This is a genomic window from Vibrio atlanticus (assembly GCF_024347315.1).
Classification (GTDB): domain Bacteria; phylum Pseudomonadota; class Gammaproteobacteria; order Enterobacterales; family Vibrionaceae; genus Vibrio; species Vibrio atlanticus.
Genome location: NZ_AP025460.1, coordinates 2,769,703 through 2,789,105 on the forward strand (window position 1 = coordinate 2,769,703; position 19,403 = coordinate 2,789,105).

At 44.6% G+C, this 19,403-nt stretch carries 17 protein-coding genes and 2 tRNA genes; 1 reads left to right on the top strand and 18 read right to left on the bottom strand.

The annotated features are described in order from the left end of the window. Positions 1-66: 66 nt before the first annotated feature. The 17 genes from OCV30_RS12340 to rlmE all read right to left on the bottom strand — a co-directional run bounded on the left by OCV30_RS12340 (position 67) and on the right by rlmE (position 18,348). Positions 67-1,404, bottom strand: a complete 1,338-nt coding sequence (locus OCV30_RS12340) for an MATE family efflux transporter (protein ID WP_065678094.1) — start codon at positions 1,402-1,404, stop codon at positions 67-69. A gap of 88 nt (positions 1,405-1,492) precedes the next feature. Then, positions 1,493-1,900, bottom strand: a complete 408-nt coding sequence (locus tag OCV30_RS12345; RefSeq protein WP_009847536.1) for a MarR family winged helix-turn-helix transcriptional regulator — start codon at positions 1,898-1,900, stop codon at positions 1,493-1,495. A gap of 167 nt (positions 1,901-2,067) precedes the next feature. After that, a complete protein-coding gene (nlpI, locus tag OCV30_RS12350; RefSeq protein ID WP_009847537.1) occupies positions 2,068-2,991 on the bottom strand; it encodes a lipoprotein NlpI in 924 nt (307 codons plus the stop codon). Between the two features lie 124 nt (positions 2,992-3,115). After that, positions 3,116-5,236, bottom strand: coding sequence for a polyribonucleotide nucleotidyltransferase (gene pnp / locus OCV30_RS12355; protein ID WP_012604701.1), 2,121 nt, complete (start codon positions 5,234-5,236; stop codon positions 3,116-3,118). A 360-nt stretch (positions 5,237-5,596) separates the two neighbouring features. Then, a complete protein-coding gene (gene rpsO / locus OCV30_RS12360; protein WP_004734493.1) occupies positions 5,597-5,866 on the bottom strand; it encodes a 30S ribosomal protein S15 in 270 nt (89 codons plus the stop codon). A 218-nt stretch (positions 5,867-6,084) separates the two neighbouring features. Beyond that, positions 6,085-7,038 carry a tRNA pseudouridine(55) synthase TruB gene (truB, locus tag OCV30_RS12365; RefSeq protein WP_065678093.1) on the bottom strand — a complete coding sequence of 318 codons (954 nt, stop codon included), beginning with the start codon at positions 7,036-7,038 and terminating at the stop codon, positions 6,085-6,087. Then, positions 7,038-7,451 carry a 30S ribosome-binding factor RbfA gene (gene rbfA, locus OCV30_RS12370; RefSeq protein ID WP_009847540.1) on the bottom strand — a complete coding sequence of 138 codons (414 nt, stop codon included), beginning with the start codon at positions 7,449-7,451 and terminating at the stop codon, positions 7,038-7,040. The genes truB and rbfA overlap by 1 nt, the downstream gene beginning before the upstream one ends. A 135-nt stretch (positions 7,452-7,586) precedes the next feature. Beyond that, a complete protein-coding gene (infB, locus tag OCV30_RS12375) occupies positions 7,587-10,277 on the bottom strand; it encodes a translation initiation factor IF-2 (RefSeq protein WP_009847541.1) in 2,691 nt (896 codons plus the stop codon). Between the two features lie 22 nt (positions 10,278-10,299). Next, positions 10,300-11,787 (bottom strand): transcription termination factor NusA, encoded by a 1,488-nt coding sequence (gene nusA / locus OCV30_RS12380; protein WP_009847542.1) that lies wholly within the window; start codon positions 11,785-11,787, stop codon positions 10,300-10,302. Between the two features lie 35 nt (positions 11,788-11,822). Beyond that, positions 11,823-12,278 carry a ribosome maturation factor RimP gene (gene rimP / locus OCV30_RS12385; RefSeq protein ID WP_004734501.1) on the bottom strand — a complete coding sequence of 152 codons (456 nt, stop codon included), beginning with the start codon at positions 12,276-12,278 and terminating at the stop codon, positions 11,823-11,825. Between the two features lie 237 nt (positions 12,279-12,515). Continuing rightward, positions 12,516-12,592: transfer RNA gene (locus tag OCV30_RS12390), tRNA-Met, on the bottom strand. Between the two features lie 53 nt (positions 12,593-12,645). After that, positions 12,646-12,730: transfer RNA gene (locus OCV30_RS12395), tRNA-Leu, on the bottom strand. A 16-nt stretch (positions 12,731-12,746) separates the two neighbouring features. Then, on the bottom strand, positions 12,747-13,079 hold the full coding sequence (gene secG, locus OCV30_RS12400; protein WP_009847546.1) for a preprotein translocase subunit SecG: 333 nt from the start codon (positions 13,077-13,079) through the stop codon (positions 12,747-12,749). Positions 13,080-13,357: 278 nt separating this feature from the next. Continuing rightward, positions 13,358-14,698, bottom strand: coding sequence for a phosphoglucosamine mutase (gene glmM, locus OCV30_RS12405; protein ID WP_065678092.1), 1,341 nt, complete (start codon positions 14,696-14,698; stop codon positions 13,358-13,360). Positions 14,699-14,720: 22 nt separating this feature from the next. Further along, the gene (gene folP / locus OCV30_RS12410; protein ID WP_065678091.1) at positions 14,721-15,551 is read right to left on the bottom strand and encodes a dihydropteroate synthase; all 831 of its coding nucleotides are present in this window, start codon (positions 15,549-15,551) and stop codon (positions 14,721-14,723) included. Between the two features lie 89 nt (positions 15,552-15,640). Next, positions 15,641-17,611 carry an ATP-dependent zinc metalloprotease FtsH gene (gene ftsH / locus OCV30_RS12415; protein ID WP_065678090.1) on the bottom strand — a complete coding sequence of 657 codons (1,971 nt, stop codon included), beginning with the start codon at positions 17,609-17,611 and terminating at the stop codon, positions 15,641-15,643. A gap of 107 nt (positions 17,612-17,718) precedes the next feature. Beyond that, positions 17,719-18,348, bottom strand: coding sequence for a 23S rRNA (uridine(2552)-2'-O)-methyltransferase RlmE (gene rlmE / locus OCV30_RS12420; protein WP_009847548.1), 630 nt, complete (start codon positions 18,346-18,348; stop codon positions 17,719-17,721). A gap of 114 nt (positions 18,349-18,462) precedes the next feature. Between rlmE and yhbY the strand changes: the two genes are divergently transcribed. After that, entirely contained in the window at positions 18,463-18,759 is a 297-nt protein-coding gene (gene yhbY / locus OCV30_RS12425) for a ribosome assembly RNA-binding protein YhbY (RefSeq protein ID WP_004734509.1), read from the top strand. A gap of 124 nt (positions 18,760-18,883) precedes the next feature. On the opposite strand, the gene greA is transcribed toward yhbY, so the two are convergent. After that, complete coding sequence (gene greA, locus OCV30_RS12430; protein WP_009847549.1) at positions 18,884-19,357, bottom strand: transcription elongation factor GreA; 474 nt, start codon at positions 19,355-19,357, stop codon at positions 18,884-18,886. Between the last annotated feature and the right edge of the window lie 46 nt (positions 19,358-19,403).

The following is a 19,403-nucleotide window of genomic DNA, read 5'->3' on the forward strand; positions in this document are numbered from 1 at the left end:
TCAGCCACAGAGACAAAAAGGTCTAGCATTCGCTAGACCTTTTTAATTCTACTTAAGAAATACGACCTATGCCGCCGCTGTATCCATCGGTGAGACATCGAGCTTCTTTACATCTTTGTAGAGCATCACCATCACCACCACACTTAGCGCAATATTAGACAGTGGGTACGCAACCCAGATCCCCGGCACACCGTACAACTTAGGCATAATGTACAAGAAAGGTAACTGGATAAGCATATTACCTAGCATGACAAACATCGCTTTACTGCCTTTGTTGACCGCCTGATAGTAAGCACCCGCTACCACTAAGAAACCATCAAGCGCCAGTGCAAACATGTGCAATCGAATACCCAACACGGTGTACTCAACTAGCTGAGGTTCATCTGAGTTAAAGACTGACACAAACTCACGTGGGAACGCGTTCAGAAGCAGTACGAACGCCACACCAATCAAGACAGAGCTCACCATCGCAATCTTCAATAACTTACGGATATTCGCTTGATTGCGAGCACCGTGGTTGTAACTCACTAAAGGCTGCATACCATTTGCGATGCCTTCCGCTGTGAGGTAATAAACCGTCACTATGTAGCCCAAAATCGCGTAAGCACCAATCATCAACTGGTCGCCATATTGAGAGAACAACGCATTGTGCAGCGCAACCATCATCGAACCGTAAGCGTACATAAAGAAGCTTGATGTACCAATGGCAAAGATTTGTGGAATCACATCAAGCTTCAGTCTCAGTTCATTCCAACGCAAGCGCAGGTTTGCTCGACGTGAGAAGAAGTAAGCTAACCCCAAACCTGTTACTACAAACTGAGCAATCGCGGTTGCCAATGCTGCACCCTTCAACTCCCAACCAAGCTGAGCAATAAACAGATAATCCAGAGCTATATTGATCACCGCACCGACAATCATCAGTATGGTGGCCAAGTTCGGGCTGTCATCGTTACGCAGTAAAAACGGCATCGCGATCGAACCTAGCGTGAAGACACTCGCGCCAATCAGAATGTGTAAGTATTGTAGGCCAAGTTCATACACTCGCCCTTCAGCGCCCTGCCAAAGCAAGAAGTTATCAGCAAACAAAAACAGCAATGCGGAGACAATAGGCGTTATCGCTAACAACAAGGTTAAGCCCGTTGCTAAGATCTGCTTAGCGCCTTGAGTATCTTTTTCACCTTGGCGAATCGAGACCAGTGCACCGGTACCCACGCCCACCAACATACCAATACCGAGAATCGAACCAATCACAGGCCACGCAACATTGATACCTGCAAGTCCATCAGCCCCCACATAGCGGCCAATGAAAATGCCATCCACCACTTGGTACAGGCCATTAACCAACATGGCAGCCACAGTGGGGATTGTGTATCGCCAAAACTGGCGACTAATTGAGTTACTCATTTCTTACTCTACTTTCATCTGTGAGTCGCATATCAACAAGATATGACTCGAAAATTAGTTAACAAGGCTAACTAAATATCTAAATTATTTACTTCAAAGCTTTATTTAATAATAGGTTTAGCTGCTGAGACTCTTGCTCAGACAAGCGACTTTCCAGTATCTGTGCCATGACCTGATAGATCTTACTTTCTTCTTCTAAGCCGACTTCAGCTTTGCTAGTCAATACGACCAACTTAGACCTCGCATCTTCGAGAGAAGCTTTACGCTCAACAAGCCCCTTTCTCTCTAGTCTCTGAACCATAGTGGTTGCTGAAGGCTTTGTAACCTGCATCTCAATCGCAAGATCAGTCAATCGGATCGGTTCAGGAGAAGATTGAATGACCTTCAAATAGTCATACTCATTGAAGCTCAATTGGCAAATAGGGTCTTCATTTACCTGAGTTCGCCATATCTTAGAGGCGAAGCGCTCAATCTTTTCTAAATTCTGGTTCAGCATACTCACCTAATCAAGAATCGCATTTAGTTAGCAAGGCTAACTATTTTAGTGTTGTTTAAATAAAAATCAATCAAAACTAGCCCCCTTGTTTATAAAAAAGGAGTATAAAAAAGGAGCATAAAAAAACCGCTGACAGGCAGCGGTTCTTCGGAATCAAAATATATCGTTTACTTTGTGTCGGCTTTTTCTTCGGCCTCAGCCAACTTAACTTTTGCTAAGTGCTCGGCTTTAAGAGTAGTAAATATACGGCTTAGCTCTAAGAAAGAGTAACGATGCTCTACATATTCATACACATTGAAAGACACTGACAACTTGTACAGAGAGATCGCATTCGCGTAGTCCCCATTCATGTGGTAACGCTTAGCAAGGTAGAAATATGTCTCAGTTAGACGCTGCGCAAGTAACGTGTTGTCACGAGTCCCAGTTAGAATCGCTTTGAATGCCTGCTCTTCAGTAATGTCATCAAGCATAATCGCGACTAATACCCAACCCCACTGCTCATCACGGCTCTCGTAACGTTTTTGCAAATCAAGCTTAGCTTGCTCTGGCGTGAGTTCGTGCTGAATGATATACAACCAAAGCGCACGGAATGGATCACTTGGATCATCGGTATAATGCTTCGTCATCTCTTCATTGGCTAAATCATAGCGCTCGCCGTAGTAGAGTGCGATAGAGCGATTTCTTTCTGCGTAAGAGTTTGCAGGATCAAGCTCTAACGTAGAATCAAAAGATTCATAAGCCGCATCAAACTCCCCTACCTGCGTAAAGTAAACCCCCAAAAGGTTGAAGATATCAGGTTGAGCAGGGTTCAATGAAAGAGATTGGTTGAAGTCGAGACGTGCTAGATCACGCAGGCCAACACTATCGTAGTAGTTACCACGTTCAAACAGCATCTTAGATCGAACTTCATCATTCAAGTCTGGGCGCTGTAATAATTGACTAAGACGTGCAATTTGAACCTCTTGCTGAACGCTTGGTTGCAGCGGCACAGCCATTGGTGGATAAACCCAACGTGAGGTGTTATCTGATGTTGTCGCACAACCTGTCAGTACAAGCAGTAAACACATACTCGCGGTTTGAAACCATTTCACAAATAATTACTCCTGTTATGACCGCAATAAAAAAGGGGAGCGATATGCTCCCCTTTATAACATGCTTTTTTACCAATGGGTTAGAAATCACTAAAAAGCGATAGTCCCATTAATAGGCTAAGAATTACTCAGCAGCAGGTGCTTCGCCTTCAGCTGGCGTTTCAACTGCTTCTTTCATGCTTAGACGTACACGGCCTTGACGGTCAATTTCAAGAACCTTAACTGGTACTTCTTGACCTTCAGTTAGGTAGTCAGACACTTTCTCAACGCGCTTGTCAGCGATTTGAGATATGTGTACTAGACCATCTTTACCTGGAAGGATAGTAACGAATGCACCGAAGTCAGCTAGACGAGCAACTTTACCTTGGTAAATGCGGCCAACTTCAACTTCAGCAGTGATCTCTTCGATACGACGGATAGCTTCTTTAGCAGCTGCGCCTTCAGTAGCAGCAATCTTGATTGTGCCATCGTCTTCGATTTCGATTGTAGTACCTGTTTCTTCACAAAGAGCACGGATAACTGCGCCGCCTTTACCGATAACATCTTTGATCTTATCAGAGCTGATTTTCATTGTGTGGATACGTGGAGCGAATTCAGAGATATCTTCACGAGCACCTGAGATAGCTTCATCCATAACAGAAAGGATGTGCTTACGTGCACCTTGCGCTTGGTTAAGAGCAATTTGCATGATCTCTTTAGTGATACCTTCGATCTTGATGTCCATTTGAAGTGCAGTGATACCAGCGTTAGTACCTGCTACTTTAAAGTCCATGTCACCTAGGTGATCTTCGTCGCCAAGGATGTCAGAAAGAACTACGAAATCGTCGCCTTCTTTAACAAGACCCATTGCGATACCCGCAACAGAAGCTTTGATTGGAACACCAGCATCCATAAGAGCTAGAGATGTACCACATACAGAAGCCATTGAAGAAGAACCGTTAGATTCTGTGATTTCCGATACAACACGAACTGTGTATGGGAATTCGTCAACAGAAGGCATTACTGCTTGGATACCACGTTTAGCAAGCTTACCGTGACCAATTTCACGACGCTTAGGAGAACCAACAAAACCAGTCTCACCTACACAGTATGGAGGGAAGTTGTAGTGTAGAAGGAAGTTGTCTTTCTTCTCACCCATTAGGCTGTCGATGATTTGTGCATCACGTTGTGTACCAAGCGTTGCAGTAACAAGTGCTTGAGTTTCACCACGAGTGAATAGAGAAGAACCGTGTGTACGTGGAAGAACACCAGTACGTACGTCTAGCGCACGAACCATATCTTTTTCACGGCCATCGATACGTGGGTTGCCAGCAATGATGCGGCTACGTACTACGTTTTTCTCTAGAGAACCAAGCATGCCGCGGATTTCGCGCTCATCTAGGTTTTCGTCTTGTGCAATTAGAGCTTCAACAGTGTCGTTCTTGATTGCGCCAACTTGCTCGTAACGAGCCATTTTCTCAGTGATCTGGTACGCGTCAGATAGACGAGTTTCAGCAAGTTCAGCAACTTGAGCTTTAAGCTCAGTGTTAACTGCTGGCGCTTCCCAGTTCCAAGATGGAGTTGCAACTTCAGCAGCAAACTCGTTGATTGCTTTGATTACAACTTGTTGTTGGTCGTGACCGTAAACAACAGCTGAAAGCATTTCTTCTTCAGATAGGTTATCTGCTTCAGATTCAACCATAAGTACTGCGCCTTCTGTACCAGACACAACTAGGTCTAGTTTAGAGTTTTCAAGCTCAGTATTTGATGGGTTAAGAACAAGTTCGCCGTCGATATGACCAACACGTGCAGCACCGATAGGACCATTGAATGGAGCACCAGAGATAGCAAGTGCAGCAGACGTTGCGATCATAGTGATCATGTCAGGGTTTACGTCAGGGTTGATAGAAACAACCGTAGCGATAACTTGAACTTCGTTTTTAAACGCACTTGGGAAAAGTGGGCGAATTGGACGGTCAATCAGACGAGCTGTTAGTGTTTCGCCTTCAGATGGACGACCTTCACGCTTGAAGAAACCACCAGGGATTTTACCCGCAGCGTATGTACGCTCTTGGTAGTTAACTGTTAGAGGGAAGAAATCTTGACCCGCAACAGCTTCTTTTTTAGCAACAACAGAAACGAATACTGATGTATCGTCCATAGTCGCCATTACAGCAGCAGTAGCTTGACGTGCCATTACGCCCGTTTCTAGAGTAACGGTGTGGTTACCGTACTGGAATGACTTTACAACTGGTTTTTCAAACATTGTATATCCTTCATCTGAAAATCTCTTTTCAGAATAAGTGAATGAATGCTCAGCAATAACTAATCGCGACTAGTAAAAAAAGACGAGAAGTTCAATCAGACTAAACATCTGCTTTTAATAGTCGCGACCTATTGGCCGACATCTGTGACTGTTATTGTTGAGCTAATTAGGGTGCGAAATAATCAAACAATTATTCGCGTGCGAGAGTATAAACTATTTTCTTGGTAAGAGACATTTTCACGATTAAAAATCAGGTTAACCGCACAGAGAACCTTCATTTTTAACATTAAAAATATAACAGGCACAAAAAAAGGAGCATAAATGCTCCTTTTCTTCAAACTGTCTTTGCAGACATCGCTATTAGCGACGTAGGCCTAGACGCTTGATTAGGTCTTGGTAACGAGTAAGGTTTTTGCCTTTCAAGTAATCAAGAAGCTTACGACGGCTAGAAACCATACGTAATAGACCACGACGGCTGTGGTGATCGTGTTTGTGCGCTTTGAAGTGACCTTGTAGGTGGTTGATAGAAGCAGTAAGTAGTGCTACTTGTACTTCTGGTGAACCTGTGTCGCCTTCAGATTGTGCGTATTCTGCAACGATTGCTGCTTTAGTTTCTGCATTCAGAGACATAAATCTCTCCTGATAAGAGTAAGTTTATATTTGTAGCAGCCAATCTCTGATTCAGCCGCTACGCGAGCCGAGGATTATAGGGAAGTTTACGAGTTGGTGCAATAACAATCGAACTCATGAAAAACGAAAAAAGCGAACCATTAAAATTAAGGGCTCGCTTTCTATATTATTGATTCGCTTTTCCAGGCTAAGCGCCAATACCTAATTAGGTTTCAGCGTTACGCTTGTGGCTCTTCATCTCTGAAAACAACCAAACGCTTCGGTGCAACTCGGCCATCTTCAGCAATTTGAGCAACGCCAACAAACAGCTTCTCTTCACCACTTGTCATGCGAACCGTACCTTCAGTTGGCGCACCAGAAACCTGAACGGGCATACCGTGCTGAACTAGGTCAGTCAGTTCCGCGTTTAAGTTAACTTCTGGTAAGTCTTCAACGGCTGTGTCCATTGGCATTAATAGTGGATCAAGCAGCTCTTTGGGTGCAATTTCTTGCGCCTGCGCTTGCTCTAGGATCTCGTTCAACTGCTCCAAAGTCACCATACGATCGTACGGATACTTAGCAACACCAGTACGGCGAAGCATGGTCACGTGGGCACCACAACCTAGCATTTCACCAAGATCATCGGTGATTGTACGGATGTAAGTGCCTTTTGAACAATGCACTTCCATCTCAACTTCATCACCTTCAAAGCGAAGCAGTTCAATAGAGTAAACAGTAATTTTACGAGATTCACGAGGCACCTCGATACCTGCACGTGCGTATTCATACAAAGGCTTACCTTGATACTTCAATGCTGAGAACATTGATGGAATCTGGTCGGTTTCCCCTTTGAAGCTTGCAATGCAGCGTTCAAGTTGCTCTTGAGTCACGTTGATTTCACGCGTTTCAACCACTTCACCATCAGAGTCAGAGGTATTGGTACGCTCACCAAGCTTAGCGATTACTACGTAGCGCTTGTCAGAATCCAATAGAAACTGAGAAAACTTCGTTGCTTCACCAAGACAAATTGGCAGCATGCCAGTCGCAAGAGGATCAAGAGCACCGGTGTGCCCTGCCTTCTCTGCAAAGTAAATACGTTTTACTTTTTGCAGTGCATCATTAGACGAAATGCCCGTTGGCTTATCTAACAGAATTACCCCGTTGATAGGGCGACCTTTACGACGGCGAGCCATTACTCTTCGCCCTTAGACTGAGTTTCGTCAGTGCGGCCAGACTCTTCTTGCTTACGCTTATCGTCGTTTAAAACTTCACTTACTAAGTTAGACATACGCATGCCTTCTACTAGTGTGTTGTCGTAAGTAAAACGCACTTCAGGTGTTAGACGGTGACGAATACGTTTACCAAGAGCCATACGAACTGGCACTTCATGCTCTTTAAGAGCAGCAAGACATGATTCAGGTGTTTGCTCACCGATACATAGGAAAGTAACGAACACTTTTGCGTAAGCAAGGTCACGAGACACTTCTACGTCTGAGATAGTTACCATACCGATACGTGAGTCACGAACTTCACGTTGTAGGATAAGCGCAAGCTCCTTTTGAAGCTGCTGAGACACACGTTGTGTGCGGCTAAATTCTTTTGACATTTTCTTTTCTCACTTAGAAAGATGGGGGGCTTGGTAATTACCAGCCCCCCATGGTGTATTCAACAACCGATTACCTTATTACCTTTATTAGTAATGTTAGTAACCTTAGTCAATATGTCGAGTCGTACAGACTGATTAGTCTAGAGTACGTTTAACCTCAACGATTTCGAATACTTCAATCTGGTCACCAACGCGAACGTCGTTGTAGTTCTTAACGCCAACACCACACTCGTAACCATTCTTAACTTCTTGAACGTCATCTTTAAAGCGACGAAGTGACTCTAGTTCACCTTCGTAGATAACAACGTTTTCACGAAGTACACGGATTGGGTTGCTACGCTTAATCGTACCTTCAGTAACGATACAACCAGCGATTGCACCAAGTTTAGGCGACTTAAATACGTCACGAACTTGTGCAAGACCAATGATTTCTTGACGGAATTCAGGAGCAAGCATACCGCCCATTGCCTGTTTAACTTCGTCAATCAGTTGGTAGATGATTGAGTAGTAACGTAGATCTAGGTTTTCGTTCTGAACTGTATTACGCGCAGTTGCGTCAGCACGAACGTTGAAACCAAGGATGATAGCGTTAGAAGCTGCAGCAAGCGTTGCGTCAGTTTCAGTAATACCACCAACACCAGAACCTACGATGTTCACTTTAACTTCGTCAGTTGACAGTTTCAGTAGAGAGTCAGCAATCGCTTCTACAGAACCTTGAACGTCAGCTTTAAGTACAACGTTAAGTTCAGCAACTTCGCCTGCCGTCATGTTCGCGAACATGTTCTCTAGTTTCGCTTTTTGTTGGCGAGCTAGTTTAACATCACGGAATTTACCTTGACGGTAGTTTGCAACTTCACGAGCTTTACGCTCATCACGTACAACAGTCGCTTCATCACCTGAAGCAGGAACGCCAGAAAGACCTAGAATTTCTACAGGGATAGATGGACCTGCAGTTTCGATGTCTTTACCGTTTTCATCACGCATTGCACGAACACGGCCGTACTCTTGACCACAAAGAACGATATCGCCTTTGTTTAGAGTACCAGACTGTACTAGTACTGTTGCAACTGGACCGCGACCTTTATCAAGACGAGATTCAACAACAACACCAGATGCCATGCCTTCTTTAACCGCTGTAAGCTCAAGAACTTCAGACTGAAGAAGGATAGACTCTAGAAGACCATCAATGTTTGTACCCTGTTTTGCAGAGATGTGAACGAAGATGTTCTCACCGCCCCATTCTTCAGGGATAACGTCGTATTGAGCTAGCTCATTCTTAACGTTGTCTGGGTTTGCACCCTCTTTGTCGATCTTGTTCACAGCAACAATCAGAGGAACGCCTGCCGCTTTCGCGTGCTGGATTGCTTCGATTGTTTGTGGCATTACGCCATCGTCTGCAGCAACAACAAGTACAACGATATCTGTCGCTTGAGCACCACGAGCACGCATAGCAGTAAAGGCCGCGTGTCCAGGAGTATCAAGGAACGTGATCATGCCGTTGTCAGTATCTACGTGGTAAGCACCAATGTGCTGCGTGATACCGCCAGCTTCGCCAGAAGCAACGTGTGCTTTACGAATGTAGTCAAGTGTTGAAGTTTTACCGTGGTCAACGTGACCCATGATAGTAACAACAGGAGCACGACCTTCAGCGATAGCATCGCTATCACGGTCAGCTAGTACTGCTTCTTCAAGTTCGTTTTCTTTACGTAGGATTACCTTGTGACCCATTTCTTCAGCAACAAGTTGTGCTGTTTCTTGGTCGATCACTTGGTTGATAGTCGCCATAGCGCCCATCTTCATCATTACTTTGATAACTTCAGTTGCTTTAACTGACATTTTGCTAGCCAGTTCAGAAACAACGATAGTTTCGCCGATAGCAACGTCAGATTTTGCAACAGTCGCTGACTTATCGAAGCCTTGCTGCATTGAAGTTGGTTTAGCAAGCTTACCTTTACCGCCACGACCGCGTTGGTTACGACCACCACGGTTATTGCCAGGTTGAGTTGCTGGAGCTGGTTTCTTCTTGCGACGACGAGGTGCTTTCTCATCTTTTTTGTCTGCCGCATCTTCAGCTTCACGAGCGTAAGTAGAAGTCGTCACATGGTAATCCGCAGATTTCTCTTGCTCTTTCTTCTTCTTCTCTTCTTCAGACCAACGTTCTTGGTTCTCTTCTGCTAACTTACGAGCTTCTTCAACAAGCTTAGCTGCTTCAGCTTCGGCTTTACGAGTTGCTTCTTGCTCTTGACGAGCTTTAAGTTCATCCGCTTCTTTTTTCGCTTGTGCGTTAGCGTCTGCATTTTTTGAATTCATGTCTTTTTTAGCCTTTTCAGCTTGTGCGCGTTGAGCCTTCTCTTCAGCTTCACGTTTTGCATCCGCTTCACGTGTTACTTTTGCTTCGGCTTCGCGCTGTGCTTTCTCTGCAGCATCACGTTTCGCTTGCTCTTCAGCATCGCGTTGTGCTTTCTCTTCCGCTTCACGATTAGCTACTTCCTCAGCTTCACGTTTCGCTTCATCTTCAATAGTGCTGCGCTTCACGTAAGTACGCTTTTTACGTACCTCAACTTGAACATCCTTACTCTTACCGCCTCCAGCGGCAACACTTAGCGTGCTGCGGGTCTTGCGTTGAAGAGTTAAACGAGTCGGTTCTGTTTCACCAGAAGTATCGCCGTGCTCCTTTTTAAGGTGCGTTAGCAATGTTTGCTTCTCTGAATCAGTCACTTGGTCCGACCCTGCTTTCTTCATGCCTGCATCAGCAAGTTGTTCAATTAAGCGGTCAACTGGCGTACCAATCTCTTCACTCAGTGCTTTAACTGTTAATTGTGTCATACCGCTCTCTCTCCTTGCTGAATTATTCTTCGTCGCCGAACCAACAGATGTTACGCGCAGCCATAATTAGCTCGCCTGCACGCTCTGCAGTTAGGTCTTCGATGCCTTCTAGTTCATCAACGCCTTGGTCAGCTAGGTCTTCCAATGTCGCAACGCCTTTTGCTGCTAGCTTGTAAGCCATTTCACGCTCAAGACCTTCAAGTGCAAGTAGGTCTTCAGCTGGCTCAACACCATCGAAAGTTTCTTCTTTCGCTAGCGCTAGAGTCGTCAGTGCGTCTTTCGCGCGGTTACGCAATTCTTCAACGATACCTTCATCTAGACCATCTACTTCAAGAAGCTCGTTCACAGGAACGTAGGCTACTTCTTCAAGCGTAGAGAAGCCTTCTTCAACAAGCATTTGAGCAAAGTCTTCTTCGATATCTAGGTGCTTCATGAAGTTTTCAATAGAAGCAACTGCTTCTTCTTGGTGCTTCTTCTCTAGATCAGCAACAGTCATTACGTTCAGTTCCCAACCAGTAAGTTGAGACGCTAGACGTACATTTTGACCGCTACGACCGATAGCTTGCGCTAGATTGTCAGCTTCAACCGCGATGTCCATTGAGTGCGTATCTTCATCAACGATGATAGAAGCAACATCAGCAGGAGCCATTGCATTGATAACGAATTGCGCCGGGTTATCATCCCAAAGCACGATATCGATACGCTCACCGCCAAGGTCGTTAGATACCGCTTGTACACGTGCGCCACGCATACCAACACACGCACCAACAGGGTCAATACGTTTGTCGTTTGTTTTAACGGCGATTTTAGCACGAGAACCAGCGTCACGTGCAGCACCTTTAAGTTCAATTAGCTCTTCACCAATCTCAGGCACTTCAACACGGAATAGTTCAGCTAGCATTTCTGGCTTAGAACGAGTAACAAAAAGCTGGAAACCACGAGCTTCTGGCTTAACTGCGTATAGAAGACCACGAACACGGTCACCTGGACGGAAGTTTTCACGAGGAAGTTGGTCATCACGAAGGATTACCGCTTCAGCATTGTTACCTAGATCTAGAATCACTGTGTCACGGTTAACTTTCTTAACTGCGCCAGTGACTAGCTCGCCTTCGTTATCAATAAACTGTTCAACGATTTGAGCGCGTTCAGCTTCACGTACTTTCTGTACGATAACTTGCTTAGCTGTTTGAGTCGTAATACGGTCAAACGTTACTGATTCGATATCATCTTCGATGAAACCGCCAAGTTCGATCTCTGGATCATCGTACTTTGCAGCTTCAATAGAGATTTCTTTTGTTGGGAATTCAACTTCCTCAACAGCTTCCCAACGGCGGAAAGTTTCGAAATTACCCGTTTTACGGTCAATCTCAACACGAACTTCGATTTCTAGTTCGCTTTTCTTTTTTGTTGCCGTTGCAAGCGCGATTTCAAGCGCTTCAAAAATACGCTCACGAGGAACTGCTTTCTCATTAGAAACAGCTTCTACTACCGCCAAAATTTCTTTGTTCATTAATCTAGCCTCTTAAGCTCTTCTCTCTAGGAGAACTAAAATTTAGGGATCAGGTTAGCTTTCGCAATATTGCTCAGGACGAATTCTTCTTCTTGTCCTTCAACCAATACTTTCACTGTCTCGCCTTCGATAGATTGGATATCACCTTTCCATTTACGACGGTTGCCGACAGCCATTTTCAAAACGATGCTTACCTCGTGACCAATAAATTGTTGGTAATGCTCAGCTTTGAACAGTGGTCTCTCTAAACCTGGTGAAGACACTTCAAGGTTATAAGCCACTGAAATTGGATCTTCAACGTCCATTACGGCACTTACTTGGTGACTAACTTCAGAGCAATCATCTACATTGATACCATTTGGTGAATCGATGTAAATGCGTAGCGTTGAGTGCTCACCAGCACGAATAAATTCTAATCCAACTAACTCATAACCCGATGCTGCTACTGGAGCGTCAAGCATTTCAGTAAGTTGTCTTTCTAAACCAGTCATTTAACCACTCCAGAAACAAAAAAAGGGCTCAAAGCCCAATTTAAATTCCAAGCAAACATTATCATCTAAATGCATTTATAAATGCTTAGATAACAAAAAACCCCGTATAAGCCGGGGTTTTTGTTGCTGGACCCTTATATGTTAAGTGTCATCATATTTGATATCACACTTAACTCACAGTGAGGTTCACACTGTGCAAACTTGCTACCAATACAAGCTATATAATAGCATTGAAATTGGTTGCGGGAGCCGGATTTGAACCGACGACCTTCGGGTTATGAGCCCGACGAGCTACCAAACTGCTCCATCCCGCGTCCGACTTGTGAGCATTATACGCCCAACAAGATGTTTTACAAGTTTGTAAACATGGTGCCGAGAGAGGGACTCGAACCCTCACACCCTAAGGCACTAGCACCTCATGCTAGCGTGTCTACCAATTTCACCATCTCGGCATCAAATCTTTACAGATTATTGTGGAATTTCGTCGCCTTGCGCCGGAACTTCACTCACTGCATCTTCAGCTTGTTGAATCACCTGACCTTGAGTCGGGTCAATCCACTGTGACTCAGTTTTATGTGTAGACATATTACCAAGCACTAAGCTAAGGATAAAAAATGTAGTTGCAAAAATTGCAGTCATTCGGGTAAGGAAATTTCCTGAGCCACCAGCACCAAACACAGTGTTTGAAGCGCCAGCACCGAAAGAGGCTCCCATATCTGCGCCTTTACCTTGTTGAATCAACACTAGGCCAATTACACCAAGCGCTGCCAACAGGTAAATCACAAGTAGAACTGTAAACATTTTTCCACCTATGTTCCTAATTGTTGAGCCAGCGCCGTTCAAAAAACTATTTTTAAGAACAAGGCTAGCGACCTCCTAACTGAAGGCCGAGCAATACTAGCGAATGCGACGATGACTGACAAGGGGAATTTACTAAAAAATAAGCCTTTACCAAGCAAGTGGTCAAAAAAAGGGCAAAAGGGACACAAAACTCATTTGCGTCCCTTTTTAATCATCACATAACTAAAACCCGGCCCCCACAAGTGAGACCGACTTCGCCTGTTACGGCAAACGTTTTATTAGCAATTCGCTTTTACTGCATCAGCAATTTTCAGTGCAGAACTCTGAACAAGTTCAGCATCTTCACCTTCGACCATTACGCGCAGTAGTGGCTCAGTACCCGATTTGCGTAATAGCACACGACCTTTCTCACCGAGTTCCGTCTCGACTTCAATAACAGCCGCTTTCACAGCCTCTGCTTCTAGTGGGTTTGAATCACCACTGAAACGAACATTTTCTAGAACTTGAGGGTATAACGTCATACCTTGAGAAAGCTCATTCAGTGTCATTTCACTATCGACAACTGAGGCCAATACTTGCAGAGCAGCAACGATAGCATCACCTGTCGTCACTTTATCTAATAGGATAACGTGCCCCGAGTTCTCAGCACCGATCTTCCAGCCTTTAGCTAGAAGCTGCTCCATGACATAACGGTCACCGACAGCAGCACGTACAAATGGAATACCTAATTGCTTAAGTCCATTTTCCATGCCTAGGTTCGTCATCAATGTTCCAACAACACCGCCTTTTAGTTCACCACGACGTAGAGCATCACGAGCAATAATGTAAGCGATTTGGTCGCCATCAACCTTGTTGCCTAGCTCATCAACCATAATGATACGGTCACCGTCGCCATCAAAACCAAGGCCTAGTGCAGCTTTCTCTTCAACCACTTTAGCTTGTAGAGCGCGTACATCAGTCGCACCGACTTCATGGTTGATGTTAGTGCCATTTGGCTCCACACCAATCGCAACAACCTCAGCACCCAGCTCTTTAAATACAGCCGGCGCAATGTGGTAAGTCGCACCATGCGCGCAATCCACCACAATTTTCATACCCGCTAGCGTCATTTTGTGTGGGAATGTACTTTTACAAAATTCAATATAACGGCCTGCTGCATCATTTAGGCGCACCGCTTTACCTAATTCGGAAGATTCCACGCACTCGATATCTTTGTCTAGCTCAGCTTCGATGGCGAGTTCAATGTCATCCGACAATTTAGTACCTTCAGACGAAAAGAACTTGATGCCGTTGTCATAGAAGGGGTTGTGCGATGCAGAGATAACAATTCCCGCTTCAGCACGGAAAGTTTGTGTTAGGTAAGCAACCGCAGGTGTTGGCATTGGCCCAGTAAACGTAGCTTGAAGACCAGCAGCAGCAAGTCCCGCTTCTAGCGCAGACTCAAGCATGTAGCCAGAGATACGAGTATCTTTACCAATGATAACTTTCTTTGTGCCCTGCTTCGCAAGAACACGACCGGCAGCCCAGCCAAGCTTCAAAACAAAATCAGGTGTGATTGGGTACTGGCCCACTTTTCCACGTACACCATCTGTGCCGAAGTAACGTCTTTTATCAGACATATTGATTTTCCTTAATTATTATTTAGTGATTGTTGTTCATCACTTCAATTATCTTCATCGCTTCCAATGTATCTTCTACATCATGAACGCGAATAATTTGTGCGCCTTTCATTGCTGCGATAGTTGCGCAAGTAACGCTAGCGACCATGCAGTCATCTGGGACTTTGTCTAGTAGCTTAAAGATCATCGATTTTCTCGACATTCCCGCCAAGACCGGCAAACCAAGCGTATGAAACTTTTCAAAGTGCGCTAATAGGTGGTAATTGTGTTCGATGGTTTTACCAAAACCAAAACCAGGGTCAAGAATCAGCTGCTCTTTTGAGATACCGGCCGCCTCACAAGCTTCGACCCTTTCTTGTAAAAAGGCTTCGACATCAGTTAGGACATCTTCGTAGCTTGGATTGGCTTGCATAGTTCTTGGCTGACCTTTCATGTGCATCAAGCAAATAGGTACATTAGCCTCTGCGGCCACTTCTAGAGCTCCGGGCTCTTGCAGTGCGCGTACATCATTGATCAAATCTGCCCCTGCATCAACAGCCTGGCGCATCACCTCAGCTTTGCTGGTATCAATCGAGATCCAAACATCAAACTTGGCGCGAATCGCTTTGATCGCCGGGATAACTCGAGCTAACTCTTCCTCTAAGGACACCTCTGGAGCACCCGGACGAGTCGACTCACCACCAATATCAATAATGCTAACGCCAGCCTGAATCATTCGCTCTGCTTGCAGTAAAGCATTATCTAATGAATTGAATTTTCCGCCATCAGAGAAAGAGTCAGGCGTAACATTGAGGATACCCATCACATGTGGGCGGTCTAAAACGAGCGTTTTATTGTGTGCTTTTAATATCATGGAAGGTGGGTCTTAAAGGTAAAAAATATCTTGGCCTAGAAACAGAAAAACCCTGAGAGTACTCAGGGTTTTAATTAATAGCTTAGCGATTAAGAATCTTTGTTTTGAGCATCATCTGATTCAGATTTAGCTTCTTCAACTGTCGACTCTTCAGCTTTTGGCTCGGCTTCGGCTTTCTCTTCTGATCTAGCTTCAGGTTTAGCTTCTTCCTTTGCAGGTTCAGCTTTCGCCTGGTCACCCCAACCAGCAGGCTCACGAATGTCGTCTTTGCGTTCCATCAAGTCATCAATCTGACCTGCATCAATCGTTTCAAACTTCATTAGCGCATCTTTCATCGAGTGCATGATATCCATGTTCTCTTCAAGAATCTGTTTCGCACGAGCATAGTTACGGTCGATAAGAATACGAATTTCTTCATCGATTAATCTAGTTGTATCGTCAGAAACATGTTTCGCTTGGCTCATGCCGCGACCTAGGAAAACTTCGCCTTCTTCTTCAGCATAAAGAAGAGGACCTAGTTTTTCAGAGAAGCCCCACTGCGTAACCATCTTACGAGCAATATCAGTTGCACGCTCGATATCGTTAGACGCACCAGTCGAAACTTTGTCTTTACCGTAGATAAGCTCTTCAGCAAGACGACCACCGTACAAGCTAGAGATCATTGATTCTAGATGCTGGCGAGACATGCTTACGCGGTCTTGCTCAGGTAAGTACATAGTTACACCAAGCGCACGACCACGTGGGATGATTGATACTTTGTACACTGGATCGTGTTCAGGTACCAAACGACCAACAATTGCGTGACCTGCTTCGTGGTAAGCCGTTGACTCTTTCACTTCCTCAGACATCACCATTGAACGGCGCTCTGCACCCATCATGATTTTGTCTTTCGCAAGTTCAAACTCAACCATAGATACATTGCGTTTGTTACCACGAGCAGCAAATAGAGCCGCTTCGTTAACAAGGTTCGCAAGGTCTGCACCAGAGAAACCTGGAGTACCACGAGCAATCAGAGATGGTTCAACATCACCTGATAGTGGCACTTTACGCATGTGTACTTTAAGAATCTGTTCACGACCACGTACATCAGGTAGACCAACCACAACTTGGCGGTCAAAACGACCAGGACGAAGTAATGCAGGGTCTAGTACGTCTGGACGGTTAGTCGCAGCGATAACAATAATACCTTCGTTACCTTCGAAACCATCCATCTCAACCAGCATTTGGTTAAGTGTTTGCTCACGTTCATCATGACCACCACCAACACCAGCGCCACGTTGACGACCTACCGCATCGATTTCATCGATAAAGATGATACAAGGCGCTGCTTTCTTCGCTTGTTCGAACATGTCACGCACACGAGATGCACCAACACCAACAAACATTTCAACGAAGTCAGAACCAGAGATAGTAAAGAACGGTACTTTCGCTTCACCAGCAATCGCTTTTGCAAGCAATGTCTTACCCGTACCAGGAGGACCGACCAACAGGATACCTGTCGGGATCTTACCACCAAGCTTTTGGAAGCGGCTTGGGTCACGAAGGTAATCCACAAGCTCTTTCACGTCTTCTTTTGCTTCGTCACAACCAGCAACATCAGCAAACATCGTTTTGATTTGTTCTTCACTCATCATTCGAGCTTTGCTCTTACCAAAAGACATTGCGCCTTTACCGCCGCCGCCGCCTTGCATTTGACGCATGAAGAAAATCCACACACCAATCAGTAAGATCATTGGGAACCATGAAATGAAGATAGTGCCAAGCAGGCTCTGCTCTTCAGGTGGTGTACCCTGAACTTTTACGTTTTGATTAATTAAGTCATCAAGTAGCTTTTGATCATAAACAGGCATGTAAGTTACATACTTAGAGCCACCACCACGACGTGTGAAGGTGATTTCGCTGTTATTGAACTGTGCGTCTTGAATCTGGCCTTGGCCAACTTCCTGTACAAACGTGGTGTAATCTACTGCTCTGCCGTTACTTTCCCCAGGGCCGAAGCTCTGGAATACCGACATCAACACTACCGCGATAACAAGCCACAGAATTAAATTTTTTGCCATGTCACTCAAGGTGTAAGCCTCTCGATAACTAATTGTAATTAAAGGTAGGGTACTACAGTTTGTAACCTGTAGCCATGTTGTTAACTCTCACTCTTGGAAGAGAATCGTTAACCTTTGTAACCAGTTGCTACGATAAACACTTCACGAGAGCGAGCTCGAGAAGAGTCGGGTTTTCTAACTTTGACTGTTTTAAACATCTCACGGACGTCCTTAACATATTGGTCAAACCCTTCGCCTTGGAATACTTTTACAACAAAACTACCATTGGTAGCTAGAACTTGTCGACACATATCCAAAGCTAATTCAACTAAATACATAGCTCTTGGCTGATCCACAGAATTGTTGCCTGCTATATTAGGTGCCATATCAGACATCACGACATCAACCATGTTTGGTTGTATACGTTCCAGCAACGCATCTAGCACAGCTTCTTCGCGGAAATCGCCTTGTAAAAAGCTCACTCCAGCAATCGGATCCATTGGTAACAAGTCACACGCAATGATTTGACCGTTGTCTCCGATAATCTTAGCAGCATATTGAGACCAACCGCCAGGCGCTGCACCCAAATCCACAATGGTCATCCCTGGAGTCAGCAATTTATCTTTCGTTTGAATCTCTTCCATTTTGAAATAAGCACGCGAACGATAGCCTTTTTTTCTGGCTTCATTTGCGTACTTGTCGTCGAAGTGTTCCTTCAACCAACGGCCTGAACTGGCCGAGTGTTTCTGTTTGCTCATTGGATACCTAAATTGGAGGAAAGTACTAATTGCTGAATAAATTATAGTCTTCAGCTTTAGATGGCGTTAAAATAGGTTTTTTCAACCCTAATACTAAATAAAATTGGCCGCGTAATGAACCTAAGTACCAAACAAAAGCAGCATCTAAAGGGCCTAGCTCACAGTTTAAAACCTGTTGTGCTAATGGGCGCAAATGGACTTACTGAAGCTGTTCTAGCGGAAATCGAATTAGCTCTAGACCACCACGAACTGATCAAGATTAAAGTTGCATCAGAAGACCGTGAGACTAAGCAACTGATTATCGATGCAATTGTACGTGAATCTAAAGCTGAGAAAGTACAGACTATCGGTAAAGTTCTAGTACTGTTCCGTCAGTCAGAAGCACGTAAAATCGAGATTCCACGCAAGTAAGCGAGCTTAATATAAGCTAACTTCATTAAAAGAAAGCCACTGCGCTTAGCTTTTAGTGTAGCGTGAGAAACGAAAAAGGTCGCATTAGCGACCTTTTTACTTATCAAAAACAAAGAAAATTCAATTAGATGTATTCTACTTTGTCGATTTCGAAGTCTTTATCACCACCTGGGGTAGAGATCAGTACTTCATCGCCTTCCATCTTACCGATAAGACCACGTGCAATTGGGGATTTCACAGAAATGCGACCCGTTTTGATATCGGCTTCATCTTCAGAAACGATTTGGTAGCGGAATTCTTCATCCGTATCTACGTCAATCAAAGTCACTGTCGTGCCAAAGATAATCTTACCTGTGTTATCCATCTGCGTTACATCGATGATCTGAGCCAGTGATAGCTTATATTCAATATCTCGAATTTGAGCTTCACAGATACCCTGCTCTTCACGAGCTGCGTGGTATTCAGCGTTCTCTTTCAAGTCACCGAGTTCACGAGCTTCACCAATAGCTGCTGAAATAATAGGACGTAGCTTAAGTAGGCGATCTAATTCGTCACGTAGCTGCTGAGCGCCACGTACTGTCATTGGAACCTTTTCCATTTTTTACCTCTATGCCAAAGCTTTCTTTGGCCAACATAAATCCACC

What these genes read in the sequence shown, in the direction of transcription:
- OCV30_RS12340 (WP_065678094.1), bottom strand. Translation starts at nt 1,404, where the DNA reads ATGAGTAACTCAATTAGTCGCCAGTTTTGGCGATACACAATCCCCACT.
- OCV30_RS12345 (WP_009847536.1), bottom strand. Translation starts at nt 1,900, where the DNA reads ATGCTGAACCAGAATTTAGAAAAGATTGAGCGCTTCGCCTCTAAGATA.
- pnp (WP_012604701.1), bottom strand. Translation starts at nt 5,236, where the DNA reads ATGTTTGAAAAACCAGTTGTAAAGTCATTCCAGTACGGTAACCACACC.
- rpsO (WP_004734493.1), bottom strand. Translation starts at nt 5,866, where the DNA reads ATGTCTCTGAATGCAGAAACTAAAGCAGCAATCGTTGCAGAATACGCA.
- truB (WP_065678093.1), bottom strand. Translation starts at nt 7,038, where the DNA reads ATGGCTCGCCGTCGTAAAGGTCGCCCTATCAACGGGGTAATTCTGTTA.
- rbfA (WP_009847540.1), bottom strand. Translation starts at nt 7,451, where the DNA reads ATGTCAAAAGAATTTAGCCGCACACAACGTGTGTCTCAGCAGCTTCAA.
- infB (WP_009847541.1), bottom strand. Translation starts at nt 10,277, where the DNA reads ATGACACAATTAACAGTTAAAGCACTGAGTGAAGAGATTGGTACGCCA.
- nusA (WP_009847542.1), bottom strand. Translation starts at nt 11,787, where the DNA reads ATGAACAAAGAAATTTTGGCGGTAGTAGAAGCTGTTTCTAATGAGAAA.
- rimP (WP_004734501.1), bottom strand. Translation starts at nt 12,278, where the DNA reads ATGACTGGTTTAGAAAGACAACTTACTGAAATGCTTGACGCTCCAGTA.
- secG (WP_009847546.1), bottom strand. Translation starts at nt 13,079, where the DNA reads ATGTTTACAGTTCTACTTGTGATTTACCTGTTGGCAGCGCTTGGTGTA.
- glmM (WP_065678092.1), bottom strand. Translation starts at nt 14,698, where the DNA reads ATGTCTGATAAAAGACGTTACTTCGGCACAGATGGTGTACGTGGAAAA.
- folP (WP_065678091.1), bottom strand. Translation starts at nt 15,551, where the DNA reads ATGATATTAAAAGCACACAATAAAACGCTCGTTTTAGACCGCCCACAT.
- ftsH (WP_065678090.1), bottom strand. Translation starts at nt 17,611, where the DNA reads ATGGCAAAAAATTTAATTCTGTGGCTTGTTATCGCGGTAGTGTTGATG.
- rlmE (WP_009847548.1), bottom strand. Translation starts at nt 18,348, where the DNA reads ATGAGCAAACAGAAACACTCGGCCAGTTCAGGCCGTTGGTTGAAGGAA.
- yhbY (WP_004734509.1), top strand. Translation starts at nt 18,463, where the DNA reads ATGAACCTAAGTACCAAACAAAAGCAGCATCTAAAGGGCCTAGCTCAC.
- greA (WP_009847549.1), bottom strand. Translation starts at nt 19,357, where the DNA reads ATGGAAAAGGTTCCAATGACAGTACGTGGCGCTCAGCAGCTACGTGAC.